Raw genomic sequence first — 20,836 nt, 5'->3', positions numbered from 1 at the left:
ACGACGGAGGGGGTCGACTTGATTCAGATTCTGATAGCCGAGCACCTGCCCTTGGTCCGCCGCGGACTGCTCGCCACCCTGGAGGCCGAGCCTGATCTGCGCGTCGTCGCCGAGGTCGGTTGCCCCGAGGCGGCGGTGCGGGCGGCGCTGGCGTACGGGCCCGACGTGGCGGTCGTCGACCTCGACCTGCCGGGGCTGCCGGTGGCCGTCCAGCTCGCCGAGCTGGCGCCGCGCTGCGGGGTGCTGATGCTGTCGGCCCGTCCCAACCCCGGGCAGGTGCGCAAGGCGCTGGCGGGGCCCGCGCTGGGGTTCATGAGCCTGTGCGTGGGGCCGGAGCGCCTCGCCGAGGGTGTGCGCCAGGTCGCGGAGGGCGGCCGGGCCATCGAGGCGGAGCTGGCCGTGGCCGCGCTCCAATGCGCGACGAACCCGCTGACCCGCCGGGAGCTCGACGTGCTGCGGATCGCCGCGGGCGGCGCGCGTTCCACGGAGATCGCCGACCAGCTCTTCCTGTCGGTGGGCACTGTGCGTAACCATCTGTCGCGGATCATGTGCAAGACGGGCGCCCGCAACCGTATCGACGCCGTACGCATCGCGAGCGACTCCGGGTGGATCTGAGACGGGTCCGGTGGAGCCGCGCCGCTCCCCCGGGCCCGAACCCCTAGAGGATCTCAGCAGCGCGAGGTCGCCGCCAGTGAGCACGATCACGACCGTCCCGTGTGAAACGTCACCGGTCTAGGGCCGCCAGATCAGCACCAGCGCGCAGTCGTCGTTGTGGCCCGAGGACATGGCGTTGACCAGGGCCCTGGCGCCGTCGCGGAAGCCGGACGGCAGCAGCCGCTCCGCCTCCCCGAGCAGCCGGTCGAGCCCGGCGTCGATGTCGCGGCCCGGCTGCTCGATCAGCCCGTCGGTGTAGAGCAGCAGCGCGTCACCCTTGCGCAGGGTGCCGCTGTCGGGCTCGCAGTGCAGGTCGGGGACGACGCCGAGCACCACGCCCTTGGCCGTGGCCACCTGCCAGTTTCCGGTGCCCGCGTCGAACTTCACCACCGGCGGATGGCCGGCCGAGGTGATCGTGTAGTCGCCGGTTTCGAGGTCGAGGCGTACGTGCACCGCGGTCACGAAGCCCTCGTCGCCCCGCTGCCGGTGCAGGTAGGTGTTGCACGCGGGCAGGAAGTCCTCGACCGAGCCGAGCAGCCCGCCGAACGTGCCCGACAGCAGCAGTGCCCTGGTGCCCGCGTCGACCCCCTTGCCCGACACGTCGACCAGCGCGATCTCCACGGAGTTGCCGTCGCGCATGGAGACCAGGAAGTCACCGCCGAACGAGGAGCCGCCCGCCTGCTTGAGCACGACCTTGCCGCCCCAGTCCTTCGGCAGCGCGGGCAGCTCGCCCTGGCTCCTGAGCCGGTCGCGCAGCTCCAGCAGCATCGCGTCGCCGCGCAGCCCCTGGACGCCCAGCTTGCCCCTGGTGCGCGCCATGAGCACGGCCAGCACAGTGGTGAACCCGATCGTCACCATGAGCCCCAGCCCGACACGGCCCACGCCCAGCGTGATCGCGATGTAGCCGAGCGCGGCCCCGACCCCCACCAGCAGCTTGACCAGGCTGCTCAGCCGGAGCTGGAGCCCGCCGATCAGGGTGACCAGGATGAGCAGCGACGGCGAGAAGAATTCGGTCGAAACCTTCGCCGCCAGGAACCCGATGACGAGCGCGAGCGTGGTCAGCGCGACGAGCAGGTTGCGGTCGCGGGCCAGCGGGCCACGCCGGACGAACCGCACGGCAGCCACCAGAAACGGCACCCGCACCAAGACCGCGCGGACCCGTGGCGGGATCAGCGGCGCCGGACGGGTACTCATGATGGGCCTGACTGTATCGGTCTGACCCGTGTTTGGGCAGCCCACTTGACCAAGGCCTTGATCATTAAGCACGTATATTGGGTGGCCGTCCCCCTTTGCCCGCTCCTACCGTGGACAGATGACGTATCCGATCCGTCCGATTGACGAGTCCGAGTGGCCGGTCTATTTCCCGGTCCTCGAAGAAGCGTTCGGCTGGACTCCGCACCCCCAGCAACGGGAACGGTTCAAGGCGGAGACCGAGTTCGATCGCACGCTGGCGGCCTTTGACGGCGATGTCATCGTGGGCACCACCGCCGTCCTGAGCCTCACCATGACCGTCCCCGGCAGCCGGCTCCCCGTCGCGGGCGTGACGAGCGTCAGCGTGCTCCCCTCGCACCGCCGCCGCGGCATCCTGTCCGCGCTGATGCGCAGGCAGCTCGCCGACGTCCGCGAGCGTGGCGAGAGCGTCGCCGCGCTCTACGCCTCCGAGGCGGCCATCTACGGCCGGTACGGATACGGCAGGGCCGCGCACGAGCTGTCGTTCCGCATCAACAAGGCCGGCTCCGCGTTCGTCGGGAACGCCCCCGTGGACCCGTCGCTCAGGCTCAGGGTGGCCACGCCCGCCGACGTCCGCGCCGACCTGGAGCAGGTGTTCGCCTCCGTCGCGACCCGCCGCCCGGGTCGCTATGACCGCCAGTCGCACAACTGGGACGCGGTGCTGGCCGACGAGGAGTTCGATCAGCAGGGCAACGGGCCGCTGCGCTCGGTGCTCGCCGAGGACGACGGCGGCGTGCGCGGCTACGCGCTGTTCCGGATCACCGGGTCCTGGGACGCCAACGGCGTACCGGACAAGGGGCTGAAGCTGCAGGAGCTGGAGGCGACCGACCCGGCGGCCTACGCCCTGCTCTGGCGCAACATCCTCGACCGCGACCTCGTCTCCAAGATCGAGGCGCGCGGCCGGCCGGTGGACGACCCGCTGATCGCGCTGATCGCCGACCAGCGCCAGCTCCGCGCGACCTGGGCGGACGATCTGTGGGTACGCGTGGTCGAGGTCGACAAGGCGCTCACCTCGCGCGCCTACTCGGCCCCGGTGGACGTGGTGATCGAGGTCGAGGACGACGTGTGCCCGTGGAACGCCGGACGCTGGCGGCTCACCGCCGACCCGACCGGCGCCGAGTGCAAGCAGGTCGAGGACGAACCGGACGTGACGCTTCCAGTGGCCGCGCTCGGCTCGGCCTACATGGGCGACGGCCTGCTCGTGGAGTCGCTGGAGGCGGGCCTGCTGCGCGAGCACTCAAGCGGCTCGGTACGCGCGCTGGCCACCGCGATGTCGTGGAGCCCGAAACCGTGGTGCGGCCTCGTCTTCTGATGAGCCTGGCGTAAGGTCGAAGGCATGGCATTGCAGAGCCTGCAGATCACCGCGACCGTCGCCATGCGTGCCCGCGACGTGTCGAAACCGTCGAAGGAGCAGCAAGAGGCCGCCGACCGGCGGCCTCTACGCGACGAGATGCCCAAACGCGACGTCAAGCGCAAGGGCTAGGGCAGCGAGGGCAGCTGGCCGATCGTCTCGTACGTGGTCAGCTGCGCGATGCGCCTGCTGTGGCGCTCGCTGCCGGTGAACACCGTGGTCAGGAAGACCTCCACGAACCTGGTGGCGTCCTCCGTGGAGTGCATGCGCGCGCCGAGGCTGACCACGTTGGCGTTGTTGTGCTCGCGGGCCAGGCCGGCCGTCTCCTCACTCCAGGCGAGAGCGGCGCGGATGCCGCGTACCTTGTTGGCGGCGATCTGCTCGCCGTTGCCCGAGCCTCCGATGACCACCCCCAGGCTGCCGGGGTCGCCCGCGACGCCCTCGGCCGCGCGCAGCACGAACGCGGGATAGTCGTCCTCGGCGTCGTAGACGAAGGGACCGCAGTCGGTGACCTCGTGACCGTGGTCTTTCAGCCAGGACACGAGGTGGTTCTTGAGCTCATAGCCGGCATGGTCGGCACCGATGTAGACACGCACCCGCCCAGTCTTCCACAGCCCCCGCGAATGAGCCTCGCTGGCTAGAGTAAGGACCTCTACCGTTGTCCAGTCCTTACGAAAGTAGATGTCCATGCGTGAGATCCGCGTCATCGGCGATCCGGTCCTGCGCACGCCCGCCGATCCCGTGACGGATTTCGACCGCGAGCTGCGCCGGCTGATCGACGAGATGTTCCAGGCGATGTACGCGGTCAACGGCGTAGGTCTGGCCGGCCCGCAGATCGGCGTGTCGCGCCGGCTGTTCGTGTACGACATCGCCGGGCGCAAGGGTCACGTGCTCAACCCGGTGCTGACCGTGGACGACCCGGAGGAGGTGACGGACGAGGAGGGCTGCCTGTCCGTGCCCGACCGGCAGACGCGGCTGCCGATCTACGCCCCGGTGGCGCGGGCCGCGGGCGTGACCGTCGAGGGGATCGACAGGCTCCAGCGTCCGGTACGGATCAAGGCCCGCGGGTCGCTCGCGCGCTGCTTCCAGCACGAGACCGAGCACCTCGACGGCAAGCTGTACGTCGATCGCCTGCCGCGAAACGAAGCCCGCGAGATCATGCTCCGAGCATAGGTTGGACGCATGAGCATACTTTCCGGGAAAGGCGCGTTGGTCACAGGAGGATCCAGGGGAATCGGCAAGGCCATCGTGGAGCGGCTGACCGCCGACGGGGCAGAGGTCGTCTTCTGCTACGAGCGCTCGACCGAGGCCGCGGAGCAGGTCGCCAAGGAGACGGGCGCGCACGCCGTACAGGCCGATCTGGGCAGCAAGGAGGATCTGGCGCGGCTGTTCGACGAGGCCGGGTCGCGGCTGCCCGGGCTCGACATCCTGGTCAACAACGCCGCCGCCGTGCTCGGGCAGAAGCCGATGGCGGAGATCACGGACGAGGAGTACGAGCGGGTGTTCGCGGTCAACACCCGGTCGGTCTACCTGGCCATGCAGTGGGCCGCGCGGGTGATGCGCGACGGCGGGCGCATCATCAACATCTCCACGCTCAACACGCAGGTGCCCGCTCCCGCTCTGACGCTCTACTGCGGCAGCAAGGGGGCCGTCGAGCAGTTCGCCAAGGTGGCGGCGCGGGAGCTGGGCGGGCGCGGGATCACCGTCAACGTGGTCTCGTCCGGCGCCACCGACACGGACATGCTGCGAGGCGCCAACCCGCCGGAGGCGCTGGAGCAGACGGCGGCGATGACGGCGCTGGGACGGCTCGGGCAGCCGGGCGACATCGCCTCCGTGGTCGCCTTCCTGGCGGGGCCCGACTCGCGCTGGATCACCGGCCAGAACCTCAACGCCACGGGCGGCCTGCTCGTCTGACCCACCTCTCTTCCCGTCGGCGCCGCCCCTCACCCACGCAACCCGGGGGCGGCGCCCCTCATGGACGCCACACCCGGCGCGGCGCGGGGGTGTTACAGCTGCATGGCCTTGGTTTCGAGGTATTCCTCCAGGCCCTGCTCCCCCAGCTCCCGCCCCACCCCCGACTGCTTGTAGCCGCCGAAAGGCGCCAGTGGGTTGAAGCGGCCGCCGTTGATGGCCACCTGCCCCGTGCGCAGCCGCCGGGCGACGGCGATCGCGCGGTCCTCGGTGGCCGCCCAGACCGCTCCGGCCAGGCCGTACTTCGTGTCGTTGGCGATCGCGACGGCCTTGTCCTCGCTCGTGTACGGGATCAGCGACAGCACCGGCCCGAAGATCTCCTCCTGCTCGATCGTCATCCCCGGCTCCACCGCCGCGAACACGGTGGGCTCCACGTAGTAGCCCCGCTCGTGGGGCCGCTCGGTGCCGCCGGCCACCAGCCGGGCGCCTTCCTCCTGACCCCGGTTGATGTAGCGGACCACGCGGTCGCGCTGGGTGGCGGAGACCAGCGGGCCGATCTTGGTGGAGTCGTCGAAGGGGTCGCCGACGGTGTAGCCGCGCGCCGCCTCGACGGCCAGGCGGACGGCCTCGTCGTACTGGTCGCGGTGGACGATCATGCGGGTCCACGCCGAGCAGGTCTGGCCGGCGTTGACGAAGCAGTTGGCGACGCCGACCTTGACGGCCAGCGCCAGATCGGCGTCGGGGAGGATGATGTTGGCCGACTTGCCCCCGAGCTCGAGCGCGACCCGCTTGACGGACTCGGCGGCGAGCGCGGCCACCCTGCGCCCGGCGGCGGTCGAGCCGGTGAAGGAGACCATGTCCACCTCGGGGTGGGCGGCCATGGCCTCGCCGACGACCGGGCCACGCCCGCTGACCAGGTTGAACACGCCCGGCGGCAGGCCCACCTCGGCGAAGATCTCCGCCAGCGCGTACGCCGCCAGCGGCGCCACCTCGCTCGGCTTGAGCACCACGGTGCAGCCGGCGGCCAGCGCGGGGGCCACCTTGCAGATGATCTGGTGCAGCGGGTAGTTCCACGGCGTGATCGCGGCGACCACCCCGATGGGCTCCTTGACCACCATCGAGTTGCCGACGCGCGACTCGCGGGGGTGGGTCTCGGCGAGCTGCGCGTAGGAGGACAGCACGGTCGCCGGCATGAGCGTCTGCACCCTGCGCGCGAAGCCCAGCGGCGCGCCCATGTCGGTGGCGATCGTCTTGGCGATCTCCTCGGAGCGCTGCTTCAGCAGCTCGGCAGCGTCGCCGAGCAGCTTGCCGCGCTCCGAGGCGGCCGTTTCGGACCAGCCGGGGAAGGCCTTTCGAGCGGCGGCCGCGGCCGACTCGACGTCGTCGGGAGATCCCGCGGGCACACGGTCGATGATCTCTTCCGTGGCCGGGTTGACGACCTCGATTGACTCGTCCGACGCAGAAGCGGTCCAGGAGCCGCCGATGTACAGCTGACGCATAGCCACCATCCTGTCAGGAGCTCAGGTGGCGGTGAGAGGCTTGTCCTGATGCGGGGATAAGTCTGCTACACCGCAAGCAGCGTTCTTCCGCCAGCGTACGATGATTGACCCCTGGAGAATGTGAGAGTTAGAGGGTTAGTCGAATTCGGGGCGCTTGGTCCGGCTGCGCTTCAGCTCGAAGAAATCCTCGAAGGACGTGACGGCGAGCACGCCGTCCCAGAGCCGGCCCGCGTCCTCACCCCTGATGATCTTGGTGATCACCGGCCCGAAGAAGGCGTTGGCGCCGACCCGGATGACCGGGGTGCCGACCTCCTGGCCGACGAGGTCGATGCCCTCGTTGTGGGAGGTGCGGATGGCCTCGTCCCATTCGTCGGAGTCGATGGCCTCGATGAGCTCCTCCTCGAGCCCCGTCGCTTCGAGCGCGCCCGCGATGACCTCGCGCAGGCGCTCCGGCTCCTTGCTCAGGCCCTGGTTGTGCAGGCGGGTGCCGAGTTCGGTGTAGAGCGGGCCGAGGATCTGCTCGCCGTGCTTGGCGGCCGCGGCGGCGACGACCCGGACGGTGCCCCTGGCCCGTTCGGTCGACTTGCGGTAGTCATCCGGGATGTCCTTGTCCGCGTTGAGGACGTAGAGGGACATGATGCGCCAGCGAGGCTCGATGGGACGGACCTTCTCAACTTCGAGAAGCCATCGTGACGTGACCCATGCGAAGGGACAGGCAGGATCGAACCACAGATCCACGGGAATCTTTTCGCTCATGTGGACCCGTAACCTGAGGTGGATCGGGTCCTATTCCCAGCGTGGCACGATACGGACAAAGTTCGATGAAGTGGTGAAAAGGAGCGCAACTTGGCAGGCAATCTGACCCGGGACGAGGCTCGTGAGCGCGCCCGGTTGCTGAAGGTCGAGTCGTACGAGGTCGCACTCGACCTGACCGAGGGAGAGGAGCGCTTCGAGAGCGTCACCACAGTCCGTTTCACCAGCGCCCGGCCGGGCGCGTCCACCTTCATCGACCTGCACGGCGCCCACGTGCGCAAGGTGACGCTCAACGGCGAGGACCTCGACGTGTCGGCCTACGACGAGGAGAAGGGCCGCTTCCCGCTCCCGTCGTTGGCCGCGGCCAACGAGCTGCGCGTGGACGCCGACTGCAGCTACATGCGCACCGGCGAGGGCCTGCACCGCTTCGTCGACCCGGTGGACAAGAAGGTCTACCTGCACAGCCAGTTCGAGACGGCCGACGCGCACCGCATGTACGCCTGTTTCGACCAGCCCGACCTCAAGGCCACCTTCCAGCTCACCGTGCTGGCCCCGGCCGACTGGGAGGTCGTCTCCAACGCGGCCGCCTCGGCGGTCGAGGAGCTGCCGGAGCAGGGCGGCAGGCACGGGGCGGTGGCCCCGGCCAGGCGGTGGGAGTTCCCGCCCACGGCGGTCATCTCGACGTACATCACCGCGCTGGTGGCGGGGCCGTACCACAAGGTGACCTCGGAGCACGACGGCATCCCGCTGGGGATCTACTGCCGGGCCTCGCTGGCCGAGCACCTCGACGCCGACAACATCCTCGAGGTCACCCGGCAGGGCTTCGACTTCTTCCACAAGGTGTTCGGGGTCCGTTACCCGTTCGGGAAGTACGATCAGTGCTTCGTGCCGGAGTTCAACGCCGGGGCCATGGAGAACGCCGGCTGCGTGACGTTCCTGGAGGACTACGTCTTCCGCTCCCGGGTCACCGACGCGGTGGTCGAGCGGCGCGCCGAGACGATCCTGCACGAGATGGCGCACATGTGGTTCGGCGACCTGGTCACCATGCGCTGGTGGGACGACCTGTGGCTGAACGAGTCGTTCGCCACCTACATGTCCGTCCTGGCCCAGGCCGAGGCCACCAGGTGGGGCAAGGGCGCGTGGACCACGTTCGCGAACGTGGAGAAGGCCTGGGCCTACCGCCAGGACCAGCTCCCCTCGACCCACCCCATCGCCGCGGACATCCCGGACATGCAGGCGGTCGAGGTCAACTTCGACGGCATCACGTACGCCAAGGGCGCCTCGGTGCTCAAGCAGCTCGTGGCCTACGTCGGCCTGGACAACTTCCTGGCCGGCGTACGCGACTACTTCGCCGAGCACGCCTGGGGCAACACCGAGCTGAAGGACCTGCTCAACGCCCTGGAGCGGACCTCGGGCCGCGACCTTTCGTCCTGGTCGAAGGAGTGGCTGGAGACGTCCTGGGTCAACACGCTGCGGCCCTCGTTCGAGGTGTCCGACGGGCGGTTCACCAGCTTCGAGGTGCTGCAGGAGGCGCCCGCGGAGCACCCGACGCTGCGTTCGCACCGGGTCGCGGTCGGCCTCTACTCGCTGGTGGACGGCGAGCTGAAGCGGACCAAGCGGGTCGAGCTGGACGTGGTCGGCCCCCGTACGAGCGTGCCCCAGCTGGTCGGCGAGGAGCAGCCGGACCTGGTGCTGCTCAACGACGACGACCTCACCTACGCCAAGATCCGCCTCGACGACCGCTCGATGCGGACGCTGGTCGACGGCGGCATCGCGGCGTTCACCGAGTCGCTGCCGCGCGCCCTGTGCTGGTCGGCGGCCTGGGACATGACCCGTGACGGCGAGATGGCCACGCGTGACTACGTCAGGCTGGTCGTCTCGGGAGCCGGCACGCTCAAGGACATCACAGTCCTGCAGGCGGTGCTGCGCCAGGCGCGCATGGCCGTCCAGCAGTACGCCGCCCCGGCCTGGCAGGCCGAGGGCCTGGCGCTGCTGGCCGCGGAGCTGCGCAAGCAGCTCGGCCAGGCCGCTGGGGGCTCCGACCACCAGCTCGCCTTCCTGCAGGCGTTCGCGCCGGTGGCCACCTCCGACGCGGACCTCGACCTGCTGCAGCGCATCCTCGACGGCTCCGAGGTGCCCGAGGGCCTGAGCGTGGACGCCGACCTGCGCTGGTCGCTCGTGCACGCGCTGGTCGCCGGCGGCCGGCTGGGCGAGGCCGACATCGACGCCGAGCTCGAGCGGGACCCTACTGCCACGGGTGAGCGGTCGGCGGCGCAGTGCCGGGCCGCGATCCCGACGGCCGAGGCCAAGGCCGCCGCCTGGGAGCGGGTCGTGGGCGGCAAGCTGGCCAACCACATCGCGCGTACGACGATCTCCGGGTTCCAGGACCCGCACCACACCGAGCTGCTGGCGCCGTACCGGGAGAAGTACTTCGCCGAGGTGGGGCGGATCTACCGGGAGTGGACGTTCGACCAGGCGTCGACGTTCGCGGTGGGGTGCTTCCCCGCGCTGCTCATCGAGCCGGAGACGGTGCGGGCCGCGCAGGACTACCTGGAGGCCGAGCAGCCGCCGCAGGCGCTGCGGCGGCTGATCCTGGAGGGCGCCGACGGCGTCAGCCGGGCGCTGCGCAACCGGGAGAAGGACGCCGCGTCCGCCTGACGCGCCGTTTCACGGAGGACCCCTGCCACCGGCGGGGGTCCTTTCGCGTTCCCGGGGGTTGACAGGCACGCGAATTAAGAGGGATATTTCGGGACTAACTTTACTTCTGAAGAAAGTCCCTCATCGCATGGTAAGCACCGATCGCGGAGACCTCACCCGGACGGCGATCCTCGCCCTGCTGGGCACGGTCGGGCCGCTCAGCCGCAGCGAGATCGCGCGCCGGCTCGACCTCAGCCCGGCCACCGTCACGCAGCTCACGCGGGAGCTCATGGGGCACGGGATGCTCGAGGAGCTCGACCTGAAGCCGTCGCGCGGCGGGCGGCCCGCTGTGCGGCTGGGGCTGGTCGGGAGCGCGGGGCGGGCGCTGGGCGTCAAGGTGACGGCCAAGCACCTGGTGCTCGTCGACGTGCGGCTCGACGGGGAGGTGCTGGGCTCGTGGGAGCGGCCCTTCGACCCGTCCGCGCCCGACGCGCTCGACTCGCTGGCGGGTGCGATCTCGGCCGTGGTGGCGGAGAGCTCGGCCGATGAGCGGACGCCGCCACTGCTCGGGATCGGGGTCGGGGTGCCGGGCAGCGTGGACGACCAGGCGGCCGGGACGGTGAACGCCCCCACGCTCGGATGGCGGGCCATGGCGGTGGGCGACTGGCTGCGGCGCCGGCTCGAACTGCCGGTGCTGGTGGAGAACGACGTGAACGCGCTGGCGGCGGCCGAGCGGCTGTACGGGCGGGGGCGTACGCACCGGGACTTCCTCGTGGTGACGATCGGGCGCGGCGTGGGCGCGGCGATCGTGGCGGACGGGCGGGTGTACCGGGGGGCGCGCGGCGGCGCGGGCGAGTTCGGCCACCTGCCGGTGGACCCCGGCGGGCCGGTGTGCGGATGCGGGGCGCGGGGCTGCCTGGAGGCGTACGTCGGCGCCGCCGGCCTGCTCGCCGCGGCCCGGGCCAAGAACGTCCATCTCGATCTGCCGGCGCTCGGCCGGGCCGCCGCCGGGGGCGACGCGGGGGCGCGGGAGGTGTTCGCCGAGGCCGGGGCCATCCTGGGGCGGGCCACCGCCGGGCTCATCAACGTCGTCGACCCCGAGGTCGTGGTGGTGCTCGGCGAGGGGACGGCCGACTGGCCGCTCTGGCGGGCGAGCTTCGACGCGGCGCTCAGGGCGCAGCTCTACCCGGGCCGGCGCGACATCTCCGTCGAGGTGGAGAGCTGGGACGACACGAGCTGGGCCCAGGGCGCGGCGGCGCTGGTGCTGGCCACCCCGTTCGACGCGGCGGGGGCGGCGGGCGAGCAGGGCCGCCTGGTGCGGGCCCGCCTGATCGGGGCGACGCCGTGAGCCCCGCCCAGGGCCCGCCCAGGAAGGGCTGGCGGTACGGGGCCACCGTCGCCGTGTTCCTGCTCCCCAGCCTCGTCCCCCTGACCCTCTACACGCTCATCCCGATGCTCGGCTCGTTATGGACGAGCCTGCACGAGTGGGACCTCATCACCGACATGCGCTGGGTCGGCCTGGACAACTACGCCGAGCTGATCGGCGACCCCGAGACCCGGGCGGCCTTCCTGCACACGCTCTCCTTCATCGCCGGCTATCTGCCGCTCGTCTACGTCGGCGGGCTGGGCCTGGCCGTGCTGCTGAACCGGGCGATGCGGGGCCGGAGCCTGCTGCGCGGCATCTACTTCCTGCCGGTGATCACGAGCTGGGTGGTCGTCGCGCTGATGTGGAAGTGGCTGCTCAACCCCGCCAGCGGCATCGTGAACTGGGCGCTCGGCCTGCTCGGGATCAGTGGCCCCGGCTGGTGGACCGACCCGGACTGGGCGATGCCGTCGATCATCCTGGCCTCGGCCTGGAAGGACCTGGGCTTCGTGATGATCATCCTGCTGGCCGGGCTGCAGGCGATCCCCCGCGAGTACCAGGAGGCCGCCATGGTGGACGGCGCGTCGGCCTGGCGCAGGTTCCGGCACATCACGCTGCCGTTGCTGTCGCCCTCGACGTTCTTCGTGGTCGTGATCTCGCTGATCAACGGCTTCCAGGTCTTCGACCAAGTCAAGATCATGACCGGCGGGGGTCCCGGGGGCGCGACGCAGGTGGTGGTGTCGCAGATCTACGACCTGACCTTCAGGTACGGCAGGGCGGGTGCGGCCTCGGCGCTGTCCTGGCTGCTGTTCGCCGTGGTTCTGCTGGTGACGGTCGTGCAGATCCGAGGTCAGAAGCGGTGGGTGACCTATGGGTAGGGTCCTCCGCTACCTGCTGGTCGGGCTGGGCGCGCTGGTCATGTTGTTCCCGTTCGCGTGGGCGGTGATCACCTCCGTCACGCCCGGTGACGCGGTGCTGGCCGTGCCGCCCGACTTCACGCCCGAAGGCGCGAGCCTCGACGCGTACGGCAAGCTGCTGGAGACGTTGCCGTTCTGGCGCATCGTGCTCAACAGCGTCTGGATCGGCGCCGCCTCCACCGCGCTGCAGCTCGTCACGAGCGCGATGGCGGCCTACGCGTTCGCCCGGCTGCCGTTCCCGGGCAGGGGCGCGCTGTTCGCGGTCTATCTCGCGACGCTGATGATGCCGCTGCCGGTGCTGGTCGTGCCGCTGTTCATCGAGATGCGCACGTTCAACCTGGTCGACACGTATTTCGCGCTGCTCGCGCCGACGATCGCCTCGGCGTTCGGGGTGTTCCTGCTGCGGCAGGCGGTCAACCAGGTGCCGCGGGAGTTCGACGAGGCTGCGGTGCTGGACGGCGCCGGACATTTCAGGATCTTTCTGTACGTCGTGCTGCCGCTGATCCGCCCGGCACTGGCCACGTTCGCCATCTTCGGCTTCATGGCCAGCTGGAACAGCTACCTCTGGCCGCTGATCATCATCAAGTCGCCCGAGTTCATGACCCTCCCCCTGGGCCTGGCCACGCTGCACGGCCAGTTCACCACCGAGTGGGACGTGGTCATGGCGGGCTCGGTGATCAGCGTCGTACCGATCCTCATCCTCTACGTCTTCGCGCAGAAGCACGTCATCGCCAGCGTCGCGCAGAGCGGGCTCAAGTAAAGGAATCCCCCATGTCAAGACATTTCCTCATCGTCGCGGCGGCCACGGCGCTGCTCGCCTCCGCCTGCTCCCAGGGCTCGGCCACGAAGGCCACGACCGGCGCGGACGGCAGGGTGACCCTGCGGTACTTCACCTTCTCGGCGGCCCCCGACCACGTCAAAGACCTGGACAAGATCGAGAAGGCCTTCGAGAAGGAGAACCCGAAGGTGGACGTGGTCGTCGAGACCGCGCCGTTCGACCAGTACTTCACCAAGCTCCAGACCAGCATCGCGGGCGGCACCGCGCCGGACACGTTCGAGCTCAACTACGAGAACTTCGTCACCTACGCCAGTGCCGGCTCCCTGCTCGACCTCGGCGGCGTGGCGGGCGACGGCGACACCTCGGTCTACGCCCAGGAGTCGCTCAACGCGTTCAAGCGCGACGGCAAGCAGTACGCCCTGCCCGCGTCGTTCTCGACGGTCGTGCTCTTCTACAACAAGGACCTGTTCGAGAAGGCCGGGGTCGCCCCGCCGACGGCGGACTGGACGTGGGCCGACGAGCAGGCCGCGGCCGCGAAGCTGACGGACCGGAAGAAGGGCGTGTACGGCGACTTCCAGCCGGTGCAGTTCTTCGAGTTCTACAAGACGCTCAAGCAGGCGGGCGGCGAGTTCCTGTCGGCCGACGGGAAGAAGGCGGCCTTCGACAGCCCGCAGGGCGTCAAGGCGGCGCAGTGGCTGGTCTCCAAGGTGGGGAAGACCATGCCGACCGAGGCGGAGATCGGCGGCACCGCCGACTACGACACGAACCTCTTCAAGTCCGGCAAGCTCGCCATGTGGCACAACGGCATCTGGCAGTTCGCGGGGCTGAAGGACGTGCCGTTCGCGTGGGACGTGGTCGTCGAGCCCGGTGACGCCGCCAAGGCCAGCGCGGTCTTCCACAACGCCGTCGCCGCCTCCGCCACCACGAAGCACGCCAAGGAGGCCTGGGCGTGGGCCCGCTTCCTGTCCTCGTCGGACACCGCGGCCACCACGCGCGTCGAGTCCTCCTGGGAACTGCCGCCGGTCGCCGATCAGCAGGTGCTCGCCCGTTACCTCAAGGACCCGAAGCCGGCCAACCGGCAGGCCGTGTTCGACTCGCTCAAGTCCATCGCGCTGCCGCCGGTCATCAAGCGGCAGCAGGAGATGCAGGACGCGGTGACCCAGCAGCTCGGCGAGGCCGCGGCCGGGCGCAAGCCGGTGGCGGACGCGCTCAAGGCCGCCGCCGCCGACGTGAACGCCCTGCTCGGCTGATCATTAGGAGAGTTCTCGTTGTCCCTCGTCGCGCACAGCCTCGACGTGATCAAGAGGTTGCAGTCCCCCACCGGGGCCTATCCGGCCTCGCCCACCTTCTCCGCCTACCGCGGCTACTCGTGGCTGCGGGACGGGGCCTTCATCGCCGAGGGGGTGAGCAGGCACGGCGACGTGGCCGGGGCGGACGCCTTCCACGCCTGGTGCGCCCGCACGGTCGGCGGCCGGGCGGGCCAGGTGGACGCGCTAATCTCGCGGGCCGCCCGGGGCGAGGCCGTACCGGTCGCGGAGATGTTGCCGACCCGCTTCACCCTCGACGGGGTGGACGGGGACGACGACTGGTGGGACTTCCAGCTCGACGGGTACGGGACGTGGCTCTGGGCGCTGTGCGAGCACGTCGCGCGGCACGGCAGGGCGGTCCCCGAGGTCGAGAAGGGGGGCAGGGCGGCCGTCCGGTACCTGACGGCGTTCTGGCACCTGCCCTGCTACGACTGGTGGGAGGAGCACGTCGAGCAGCGGCACGTGGCCACGCTCGGCGCCATCCACGCGGGCCTGCGGGCCGCCGCCGCGCTCGGCGTGCTGAGCGCGGCGGAGGAGGCGTCGGCCGCCGAGGCGGTCGAGGGCATCGCGGCGCTGGTGGAACGCGACGGCCTCACCCGGGACGGGTCCGGCTCGCCGCCGGTGGAGCGGGACGGCCTCACCCGGGACGGGTCCGGCTCGCCGCGGCTGCGGAAGTGGCTCGGCGGCGACGCCGTGGACGCGAGCCTGCTCGCGTGCGTGGAGCCGTTCGGCCTCTACCCGGCCGCGCACCCGGTCGGGGCGGCCACGGTCGCCGAGGTGGAGCGCGTGCTCGCCAGGGACGGCGGGGTGTACCGCTACCTCGCCGACACCTTCTACGGCGGGGGCAGGTGGGTGCTGCTGGCCGGTTTCCTCGGCTGGAACCACGCCAGGGCGGGACGCCCCGCCGAGGCCCGGCGTTACCTGGACTGGATGGCCGCCCAGGCCACCCCCGGCGGTGACCTGCCCGAGCAGGTGTCCGACCTGCTGCTGGCGCCCGGGCGGCGGCAGGAGTGGCTCGACCGCTGGGGGCCCGTGGCCACGCCGCTGCTGTGGTCGCACGGCATGTACCTGATCCTCGCCGACGAGTTGGGAGTACACGCATGATCCGGCATCGGCCGCACGGCTCCGGGCACCCGTACGCCGAGACCGAGGACCAGCGCGTCCCGGCCAGACCCGTGGACGGGGAGCGGGTGGAGCTGCGGGTGCGGGCCTCGGCGAACGTGACCGCCGTGGTGTGCGAGTGGGCCGCCGACGGCGCGCCGCCGATCGAGCTCCCCCTGACCAGGCGCGACGACGGTACGCGGGCCGGCGCGGGTGTGGACGGCGGCCATCTCGCCGCCGCCCAGGCCAGGGCCACGCGGGCCGCCGCCGGGTCGTGGGCGGTGCGAACGCCCGCGCTGCGGGCCGGGCATCGCTACGCCTACCGCTTCCGCGCCACGACCGCCGGCGGCGGGACCCGTACCGGCAGGTGGTTCGAGGTGTCGGCGGCGGGCTGGTCGGACGACGGCGGGAAGCTCGACGTCACCGGAGCCGACCGGATCGTGCCGGGGAGCGTGCGCTGGCTTTCGGACGGCGACGGGCCGCTGCGGGTGCGGTTCGAGCTGGAGCTGGGGCCGGAGGAGCACGTCGTGGGGTTCGGCGAGCGGTTCGACGCCGTGGACCAGCGCGGACGCGAGCTCGACGCGGTCGTCTTCGAGCAGTACAAGGCGCAGGGGCGGCACGGCCGCACCTACCTGCCGATGCCGTTCGCGATGGTCGTGGGCGGGCCCGCGAGCTGGGGCTGGCACGTGCGGACCTCGCGGCGCACCTGGTACGACGTGGGCGCCTCGACGCCCGGCCGGGTGCGGGTGGAGGCCGAGGTGGGCCGGGACGGCGAGCTGGGCGTGCGCTTCCACGACGGCGGCACGCCCGCCGACGTCCTGCGCGGCTTCCTCGACGACGTCGGGCGGCCCACGGAGCTGCCGCCGTGGGTGTTCCGGCTGTGGGCCAGCGGCAACGAGTGGAACACGCAGGAGCGGGTGCTGGCCGAGATGGACCGCCACCGCGAGCACGGCATCCCCGTCGGCGCGCTGGTCATCGAGGCGTGGAGCGACGAAAGCACGTTCACGGCGTTCAGAGGGGCCGAGTACGAGCCCTCCGAGGAGCCGCACCGCCTGGCCGACTACACCTTCCCGCCCGACGGGCCCTGGCCCGACCCCAAGGGCATGGTGGACGAGCTGCACCGCAGGGACATCAAGGTGCTGCTCTGGCAGATCCCGCTGCAGAAGACGCGCCCCCACCCGCGGCACCAGGCCGCCGTGGACGCCGGGCAGCTCGTCGAGCGCGGGTACGGCGTGCGCGAGCCCGACGGCCGCCCCTACCGCAACCGGGGCTGGTGGTTCCCGCTCGCGCTCATGCCCGACCTGTCCTCCCAGGAGGTGCGCGACTGGTGGACGGCCAAGCGCCGCTACCTGGTCGAGGAGGTGGGCGTCGACGGCTTCAAGACGGACGGCGGCGAGCACGCCTGGGGCCACGACCTGCGCTACGCCGACGGGCGCGACGGCGCGGCGGGCAACGGGCTGTTCCCCGTCCACTACGCGCGGGCCTTCGGCGACCTGCTGCGGTCGTGCGGCAAGGCGCCAGTGACGTTCAGCCGGGCCGGGTTCGCCGGGTCGCAGCCGCACGGCGCGTTCTGGGCCGGGGACGAGGACTCCACGTGGGAGGCGTTCAGGTCCTCGATCCGGGCCGGGATCACGGCCTCCGCCTGCGGGATCGTCTACTGGGGCTGGGACCTGGCCGGCTTCTCCGGCGAGGTGCCGGAGGCGGAGCTGTACCTGCGGGCGGCGGGGGCGGCGGCGTTCATGCCGATCATGCAGTACCACTCGGAGTTCAACCATCACCGCCCGCCCCTCAGGGATCGCACGCCGTGGAACGTCGCCGCCCGGACCGGGGACGAGCGGGTGATCCCGGTGTTCCGGCGGCTGGCCGAGCTGCGCGAGCGGCTGGTGCCGTACCTGGTGGAGCAGGCCCGTACAGCGGTCGGCGGCGGCGCGCCGCTCATGCGCGGCCTGTTCTTCGACCACCCGCGCGACCCGCGGGTCTGGCGCCACCCCCTGCAGTACAAGCTCGGGGACGCGCTCCTCGTGGCCCCCGTGACCGAACCCGGCATTTCGGAAATTTCGGTCTACCTTCCGGACGGCGACTGGGTCGACGTCTGGACCGGGCGCGACCTGGCGGGCGGCCGGGAGGTAACTATGCCCGCCGCCCTCGATCACCCGCCCGTCACCTGCGCGAAGGAGCACTGGACACGCCTCGCGGAAGTGTTCACCGACTTGCCAAAAGCACGCCGGACACGATGTTAGCCTCGGTACCGTGCTAGGGGCCGGGACCACTCTCAATGATCGCTACGTGCTCGCCGACCGCCTCGGCGGCGGTGGCATGGGCGAGGTGTGGCGTGCCGACGACACGGTTCTCGGGCGTGCGGTGGCGGTCAAGGTGCTCATGCCCGCGTTGTCGGAAAGCCCGGCGTTCATCCAGCGCTTCCAGAACGAGGCCCGCGCCATGGCCACGCTCCGGCACCCGGGCGTGGTCGACGTCTACGACTACGGCATCTGCGAGGTCGAGGGCCGCCAGGTCAGCTTCCTGGTGATGGAATACGTGCGCGGCGAGTCGCTCGACCGCGTCCTGCGGCGCGGCCCGCTCGGCGCCGAGGCCACCATGCGGCTGATCGCGGAGGTCGGCGACGCGCTGGCCGCCGCGCACGCGCAGGGCATCGTCCACCGCGACGTCAAGCCCGCCAACCTCATGATCAGGACCGACGGCGGCGTGGTGCTCACCGACTTCGGCATCGCCCACTCGGCCTCGGCCGGCCATCTGACGGCCACGGGCACGATGCTCTGCTCGGCCGGCTACTGCGCTCCCGAGCTGGCCACGGCCAGCGACGTGACGCCGTCGGTCGACGTCTACGCCCTGGGCGTGGTGGCGTACGAGTGCCTGACGGGAGAGCTCCCGTTCCAGGGCGACACACCCGTACAGATCATCTTCAAGCACCTCAACGCCCCCATCCCGCAGCTGCCTCACGACGTGCCTCCCGGGCCGCGCCAGGTGGTGGCGCGGGCGCTGGAGAAGACGCCCGACCGGCGCTGGCCGTCGGCCGCCGTGATGGCGGAGGCCGCGCGCAAGGCGATGGACGCCCCAGACCGGCCGCTCGACCGGCCGCTCGTGCCGCGCCGCCACCGCACGCTGCGGGCGGTGCTCACCGCGGCCGTCGCGGTGATCGTCTCGGGGGTGGTGGCGGGGTCCGTCTGGCTGCGCCCGGCCGGCCCGGCGACCACCGTCGACGAGGTGTCGCCCACCGTGGACGCCACCTCGGTCACCGCCACCCCGCCCTCGCCGAGCACAAGGAAGCCGTCCACGCCTCCGGCCAGGCGCGCGCCGACCCCCAAGCCGACGGCGACCGGCAGCGTGACGCACGTGCCGAGCCCCAGCGCCTCGGCCTCCGCCACCCCGACCGTGACGCCCACCCCCTCGCCGACCACCTCGGAGCCCGAGCCCACGGCGGAGCCGACCACGGCCGGTCCGGAGGAGCCCCCGACCGCCGATCCCACGATCAGCCACTCTTCCGGCGAGATTCAGTGCATCCGCTCCCCGTGCCCGGGATGATGGTCTTTTGCGCGTCCTCAGCCGCTCGCCGATCGTGAGAGAGTCGTCGGGTGGACTCGACTCGTGACCTGCTCGTCGCCCTGGCCCGCCGCTATGCCTTCGCCGATCTCGGCGCGCTCGCGCCGGCCGCGGAGATCGCCGAGGTCTGCGAGTTCGGTCACCGGTTGCTCTCGCTCGACGCCGAGGACTTCGCGGCCGAGGCGAAGGGCGTCCCGGCCGACCTGCGGCGGCGCGCTCGGGCCTGTCACATGCCGCAGACGCCGCGCGAGCAGCCTCGTGGGGCGCTGGAGTCGCTGCGGCCCGCGTACGGCCTGCTGCTCGAGGTGATCGCCGCACGGTGGCACCGGCGGGAGCTGAGCCCGATGATCGCCGCGGTCCACATCGCCAGCGAATACCTGCCGCTGCTGGCCTTCGAGCCCCAGCTCGGCCACGCCGGCGACCCGGCCCGCTGGCCCGAGGGGCTGAGCGCGCCGGGGAGCCGTTTCGGCGTGATCGGCGACCGGGAGTGCGACCACACCAAGTCCGAGCAGTCCGCCACCAACCGGACGCTACGGGTGTCCCTGGAGCCGGGCGAGGGCTGGCGCGCGTACTTCGACCGGCAGCACAGCCAGGTGGCCGGCGCGCTCGCCGTCTGCGTCGCCACCTGCCGCAACCCGTGCACGGCCATGGACTGGATCGCCCCCGAGCCGCGCGCCGACCTCCACGTCCGGGCCCGCACGGCGCTCACCTTCGCCGACACCCCCCTCGTCCGGCTGCGGCACGCGGCCCCGGTGGGGCACGGGTTCGGGGTGCCGTCGCCCGAAGAGGTGCTCGACGCCTGGGAGCGCAGCCGCGCCGCCCTCGACAAGAACCCCGTCGGGGCCGCGGCCATGCAGGACGACGGGTTCCCGCTGCCCGGGCTGCCCTCGCTGTTCTCGGCCGTCGCGGCCGCGCCCATCGAGCCCGCGACGCTGCTGAGCGGGGTCAGCGAGCACATCGTCCACCTGCTCCAACGCCTCTAGCGGCGGGCGGTGGCCTGCTCCCCCAGGGCGCCGATGCCGTAGAGGAGGCCGCCCACCAGATCGCCCACGCTGAACGCCGTCGCCATCGACATCGCCGTGAGCCGGCAGGAGCCGTCCGTCAGCCGCCTGCGGGCGTTCTCCCCCGTCACGATCTCCAGCGCGCGGCCCTTCAGGTCGACGAGGAGCACCACGGCGTCGTCGGCCTCCTCGCCCAGGGCCGCGTGCAGGCGTTCGGCGAAGTGGCGGCGCGAGCCCACCGGATCCCCCAGGAACACCCCGAACCGCAGCCCGCTGCGCCGCTCGGCGGTGTGCAGGGCGCGCCTGACGTCGTCGGCCTGTGCGGCCGTCAGTCCTCGCATCGTCACATCACCATCCCGCGGAAGCCCCGCCGAGGTGTCCGCCGGGCTCGGCCGTCTCGGCGGCGGCCACCCAGTCGCGCTCCGGGACGTCCGCCCAGTGCGCCACCCGGTCGGCCAGCACCAGGTCCGAGGTGCTCACGCCACGCTCGCTCCTGGACGGGCCGCCCAGCCACACCGGGCCGGACTCCACCCGGCGCTGCGCGCTGCGCCCCGGCAGCAGGACCAGCAGGCTGATCACGATGAACAGCCCGAACGACACCCCGATGAGAAAGAGCAGAATCTCGCCTGCGCTGTGCACACCTTGAACGTAATCCCGATGTGAGCAGCGGGCCAGACCCCACCTGGGAGTGTCCACCAGGTAAGATCTTTTTTGAGACGACATCTCTAGAGAAGAACGTAGAACATACCCCGAAAACATGCGTGGAACACGATGAG

Annotated in this window: 20 protein-coding genes; 14 read left to right on the top strand and 6 right to left on the bottom strand. The window is 71.3% G+C overall.

The window, feature by feature from the left end:
• Positions 1-18 precede the first annotated feature (18 nt).
• A complete protein-coding gene (locus tag AB0L65_RS18440) occupies positions 19-615 on the top strand; it encodes a response regulator transcription factor (protein ID WP_364246621.1) in 597 nt (198 codons plus the stop codon).
• A 117-nt stretch (positions 616-732) separates the two neighbouring features.
• Here AB0L65_RS18440 and AB0L65_RS18435 read toward each other — a convergent pair whose 3' ends face one another.
• The gene (locus AB0L65_RS18435) at positions 733-1,848 is read right to left on the bottom strand and encodes a PP2C family protein-serine/threonine phosphatase (protein ID WP_364246618.1); all 1,116 of its coding nucleotides are present in this window, start codon (positions 1,846-1,848) and stop codon (positions 733-735) included.
• A gap of 118 nt (positions 1,849-1,966) precedes the next feature.
• Here AB0L65_RS18435 and AB0L65_RS18430 point away from each other — a divergent pair, with 118 nt between their 5' ends.
• A complete protein-coding gene (locus AB0L65_RS18430) occupies positions 1,967-3,196 on the top strand; it encodes a GNAT family N-acetyltransferase (RefSeq protein WP_364246616.1) in 1,230 nt (409 codons plus the stop codon).
• 24 nt (positions 3,197-3,220) lie between these two features.
• On the top strand, positions 3,221-3,367 hold the full coding sequence (locus AB0L65_RS18425) for a hypothetical protein (RefSeq protein WP_364246613.1): 147 nt from the start codon (positions 3,221-3,223) through the stop codon (positions 3,365-3,367).
• Here the strand turns inward: AB0L65_RS18425 and AB0L65_RS18420 are convergent.
• Positions 3,364-3,831, bottom strand: coding sequence for a ribose-5-phosphate isomerase (locus AB0L65_RS18420; protein ID WP_350731504.1), 468 nt, complete (start codon positions 3,829-3,831; stop codon positions 3,364-3,366). The genes AB0L65_RS18425 and AB0L65_RS18420 overlap by 4 nt on opposite strands.
• 91 nt (positions 3,832-3,922) lie before the next feature.
• On the opposite strand from AB0L65_RS18420, the gene def reads away from it, so the two are divergent.
• Together def and AB0L65_RS18410 are read left to right on the top strand one after the other, a co-directional pair.
• A complete protein-coding gene (gene def, locus AB0L65_RS18415) occupies positions 3,923-4,408 on the top strand; it encodes a peptide deformylase (protein WP_364246611.1) in 486 nt (161 codons plus the stop codon).
• A gap of 9 nt (positions 4,409-4,417) precedes the next feature.
• On the top strand, positions 4,418-5,149 hold the full coding sequence (locus AB0L65_RS18410; RefSeq protein ID WP_364246608.1) for an SDR family oxidoreductase: 732 nt from the start codon (positions 4,418-4,420) through the stop codon (positions 5,147-5,149).
• A 92-nt stretch (positions 5,150-5,241) separates the two neighbouring features.
• Here AB0L65_RS18410 and AB0L65_RS18405 read toward each other — a convergent pair whose 3' ends face one another.
• Entirely contained in the window at positions 5,242-6,645 is a 1,404-nt protein-coding gene (locus AB0L65_RS18405; RefSeq protein ID WP_364246606.1) for an aldehyde dehydrogenase family protein, read from the bottom strand.
• Positions 6,646-6,780: 135 nt separating this feature from the next.
• Positions 6,781-7,281, bottom strand: a complete 501-nt coding sequence (locus AB0L65_RS18400; protein WP_364246603.1) for a disulfide bond formation protein DsbA — start codon at positions 7,279-7,281, stop codon at positions 6,781-6,783.
• Positions 7,282-7,491: 210 nt separating this feature from the next.
• On the opposite strand from AB0L65_RS18400, the gene pepN reads away from it, so the two are divergent.
• The 9 genes from pepN to AB0L65_RS18355 all read left to right on the top strand — a co-directional run bounded on the left by pepN (position 7,492) and on the right by AB0L65_RS18355 (position 20,042).
• Positions 7,492-10,056, top strand: a complete 2,565-nt coding sequence (gene pepN, locus AB0L65_RS18395; RefSeq protein ID WP_364246600.1) for an aminopeptidase N — start codon at positions 7,492-7,494, stop codon at positions 10,054-10,056.
• A 127-nt stretch (positions 10,057-10,183) separates the two neighbouring features.
• A complete protein-coding gene (locus AB0L65_RS18390; protein ID WP_364246597.1) occupies positions 10,184-11,383 on the top strand; it encodes an ROK family transcriptional regulator in 1,200 nt (399 codons plus the stop codon).
• Entirely contained in the window at positions 11,380-12,276 is an 897-nt protein-coding gene (locus AB0L65_RS18385; RefSeq protein ID WP_364246595.1) for a sugar ABC transporter permease, read from the top strand. The genes AB0L65_RS18390 and AB0L65_RS18385 overlap by 4 nt, the downstream gene beginning before the upstream one ends.
• Positions 12,269-13,075 (top strand): carbohydrate ABC transporter permease, encoded by an 807-nt coding sequence (locus tag AB0L65_RS18380; RefSeq protein WP_364246593.1) that lies wholly within the window; start codon positions 12,269-12,271, stop codon positions 13,073-13,075. Before AB0L65_RS18385 ends, AB0L65_RS18380 begins: the two co-directional genes overlap by 8 nt.
• A gap of 11 nt (positions 13,076-13,086) precedes the next feature.
• A complete protein-coding gene (locus AB0L65_RS18375; protein WP_364246590.1) occupies positions 13,087-14,343 on the top strand; it encodes a sugar ABC transporter substrate-binding protein in 1,257 nt (418 codons plus the stop codon).
• An 18-nt stretch (positions 14,344-14,361) separates the two neighbouring features.
• Positions 14,362-15,504, top strand: a complete 1,143-nt coding sequence (locus AB0L65_RS18370) for a glycoside hydrolase family 15 protein (RefSeq protein WP_364246587.1) — start codon at positions 14,362-14,364, stop codon at positions 15,502-15,504.
• On the top strand, positions 15,501-17,741 hold the full coding sequence (locus AB0L65_RS18365; RefSeq protein WP_364246584.1) for a TIM-barrel domain-containing protein: 2,241 nt from the start codon (positions 15,501-15,503) through the stop codon (positions 17,739-17,741). Before AB0L65_RS18370 ends, AB0L65_RS18365 begins: the two co-directional genes overlap by 4 nt.
• Positions 17,742-17,751: 10 nt before the next feature.
• A complete protein-coding gene (locus tag AB0L65_RS18360; protein WP_364246582.1) occupies positions 17,752-19,041 on the top strand; it encodes a protein kinase in 1,290 nt (429 codons plus the stop codon).
• Positions 19,042-19,091: 50 nt separating this feature from the next.
• Positions 19,092-20,042 (top strand): hypothetical protein, encoded by a 951-nt coding sequence (locus AB0L65_RS18355; protein ID WP_364246579.1) that lies wholly within the window; start codon positions 19,092-19,094, stop codon positions 20,040-20,042.
• On the opposite strand, the gene AB0L65_RS18350 is transcribed toward AB0L65_RS18355, so the two are convergent.
• Positions 20,039-20,401: a DUF5130 family protein gene (locus tag AB0L65_RS18350; protein WP_364246576.1), complete on the bottom strand. Its 363-nt coding sequence runs from the start codon at positions 20,399-20,401 to the stop codon at positions 20,039-20,041. The two genes, AB0L65_RS18355 and AB0L65_RS18350, sit on opposite strands and share 4 nt — an antisense overlap.
• A gap of 7 nt (positions 20,402-20,408) precedes the next feature.
• Entirely contained in the window at positions 20,409-20,699 is a 291-nt protein-coding gene (locus AB0L65_RS18345; protein ID WP_363980686.1) for a hypothetical protein, read from the bottom strand.
• Positions 20,700-20,836: the final 137 nt, after the last annotated feature.

The organism is Nonomuraea sp. NPDC052116 (assembly GCF_040680035.1).
In the GTDB taxonomy this organism is placed as follows: domain Bacteria; phylum Actinomycetota; class Actinomycetes; order Streptosporangiales; family Streptosporangiaceae; genus Nonomuraea; species Nonomuraea angiospora_A.
The sequence above is the reverse complement of the archived record's forward strand: the minus strand, read 5'-3'. Positions and strand labels throughout refer to the sequence as shown.

What these genes read in the sequence shown, in the direction of transcription:
- AB0L65_RS18350 (WP_364246576.1), bottom strand. Translation starts at nt 20,401, where the DNA reads ATGCGAGGACTGACGGCCGCACAGGCCGACGACGTCAGGCGCGCCCTG.
- AB0L65_RS18435 (WP_364246618.1), bottom strand. Translation starts at nt 1,848, where the DNA reads ATGAGTACCCGTCCGGCGCCGCTGATCCCGCCACGGGTCCGCGCGGTC.
- AB0L65_RS18405 (WP_364246606.1), bottom strand. Translation starts at nt 6,645, where the DNA reads ATGCGTCAGCTGTACATCGGCGGCTCCTGGACCGCTTCTGCGTCGGAC.
- AB0L65_RS18390 (WP_364246597.1), top strand. Translation starts at nt 10,184, where the DNA reads ATGGTAAGCACCGATCGCGGAGACCTCACCCGGACGGCGATCCTCGCC.
- AB0L65_RS18380 (WP_364246593.1), top strand. Translation starts at nt 12,269, where the DNA reads ATGGGTAGGGTCCTCCGCTACCTGCTGGTCGGGCTGGGCGCGCTGGTC.
- AB0L65_RS18410 (WP_364246608.1), top strand. Translation starts at nt 4,418, where the DNA reads ATGAGCATACTTTCCGGGAAAGGCGCGTTGGTCACAGGAGGATCCAGG.
- def (WP_364246611.1), top strand. Translation starts at nt 3,923, where the DNA reads ATGCGTGAGATCCGCGTCATCGGCGATCCGGTCCTGCGCACGCCCGCC.
- AB0L65_RS18375 (WP_364246590.1), top strand. Translation starts at nt 13,087, where the DNA reads ATGTCAAGACATTTCCTCATCGTCGCGGCGGCCACGGCGCTGCTCGCC.
- AB0L65_RS18430 (WP_364246616.1), top strand. Translation starts at nt 1,967, where the DNA reads ATGACGTATCCGATCCGTCCGATTGACGAGTCCGAGTGGCCGGTCTAT.
- AB0L65_RS18400 (WP_364246603.1), bottom strand. Translation starts at nt 7,281, where the DNA reads ATGTCCCTCTACGTCCTCAACGCGGACAAGGACATCCCGGATGACTAC.
- AB0L65_RS18365 (WP_364246584.1), top strand. Translation starts at nt 15,501, where the DNA reads ATGATCCGGCATCGGCCGCACGGCTCCGGGCACCCGTACGCCGAGACC.
- AB0L65_RS18425 (WP_364246613.1), top strand. Translation starts at nt 3,221, where the DNA reads ATGGCATTGCAGAGCCTGCAGATCACCGCGACCGTCGCCATGCGTGCC.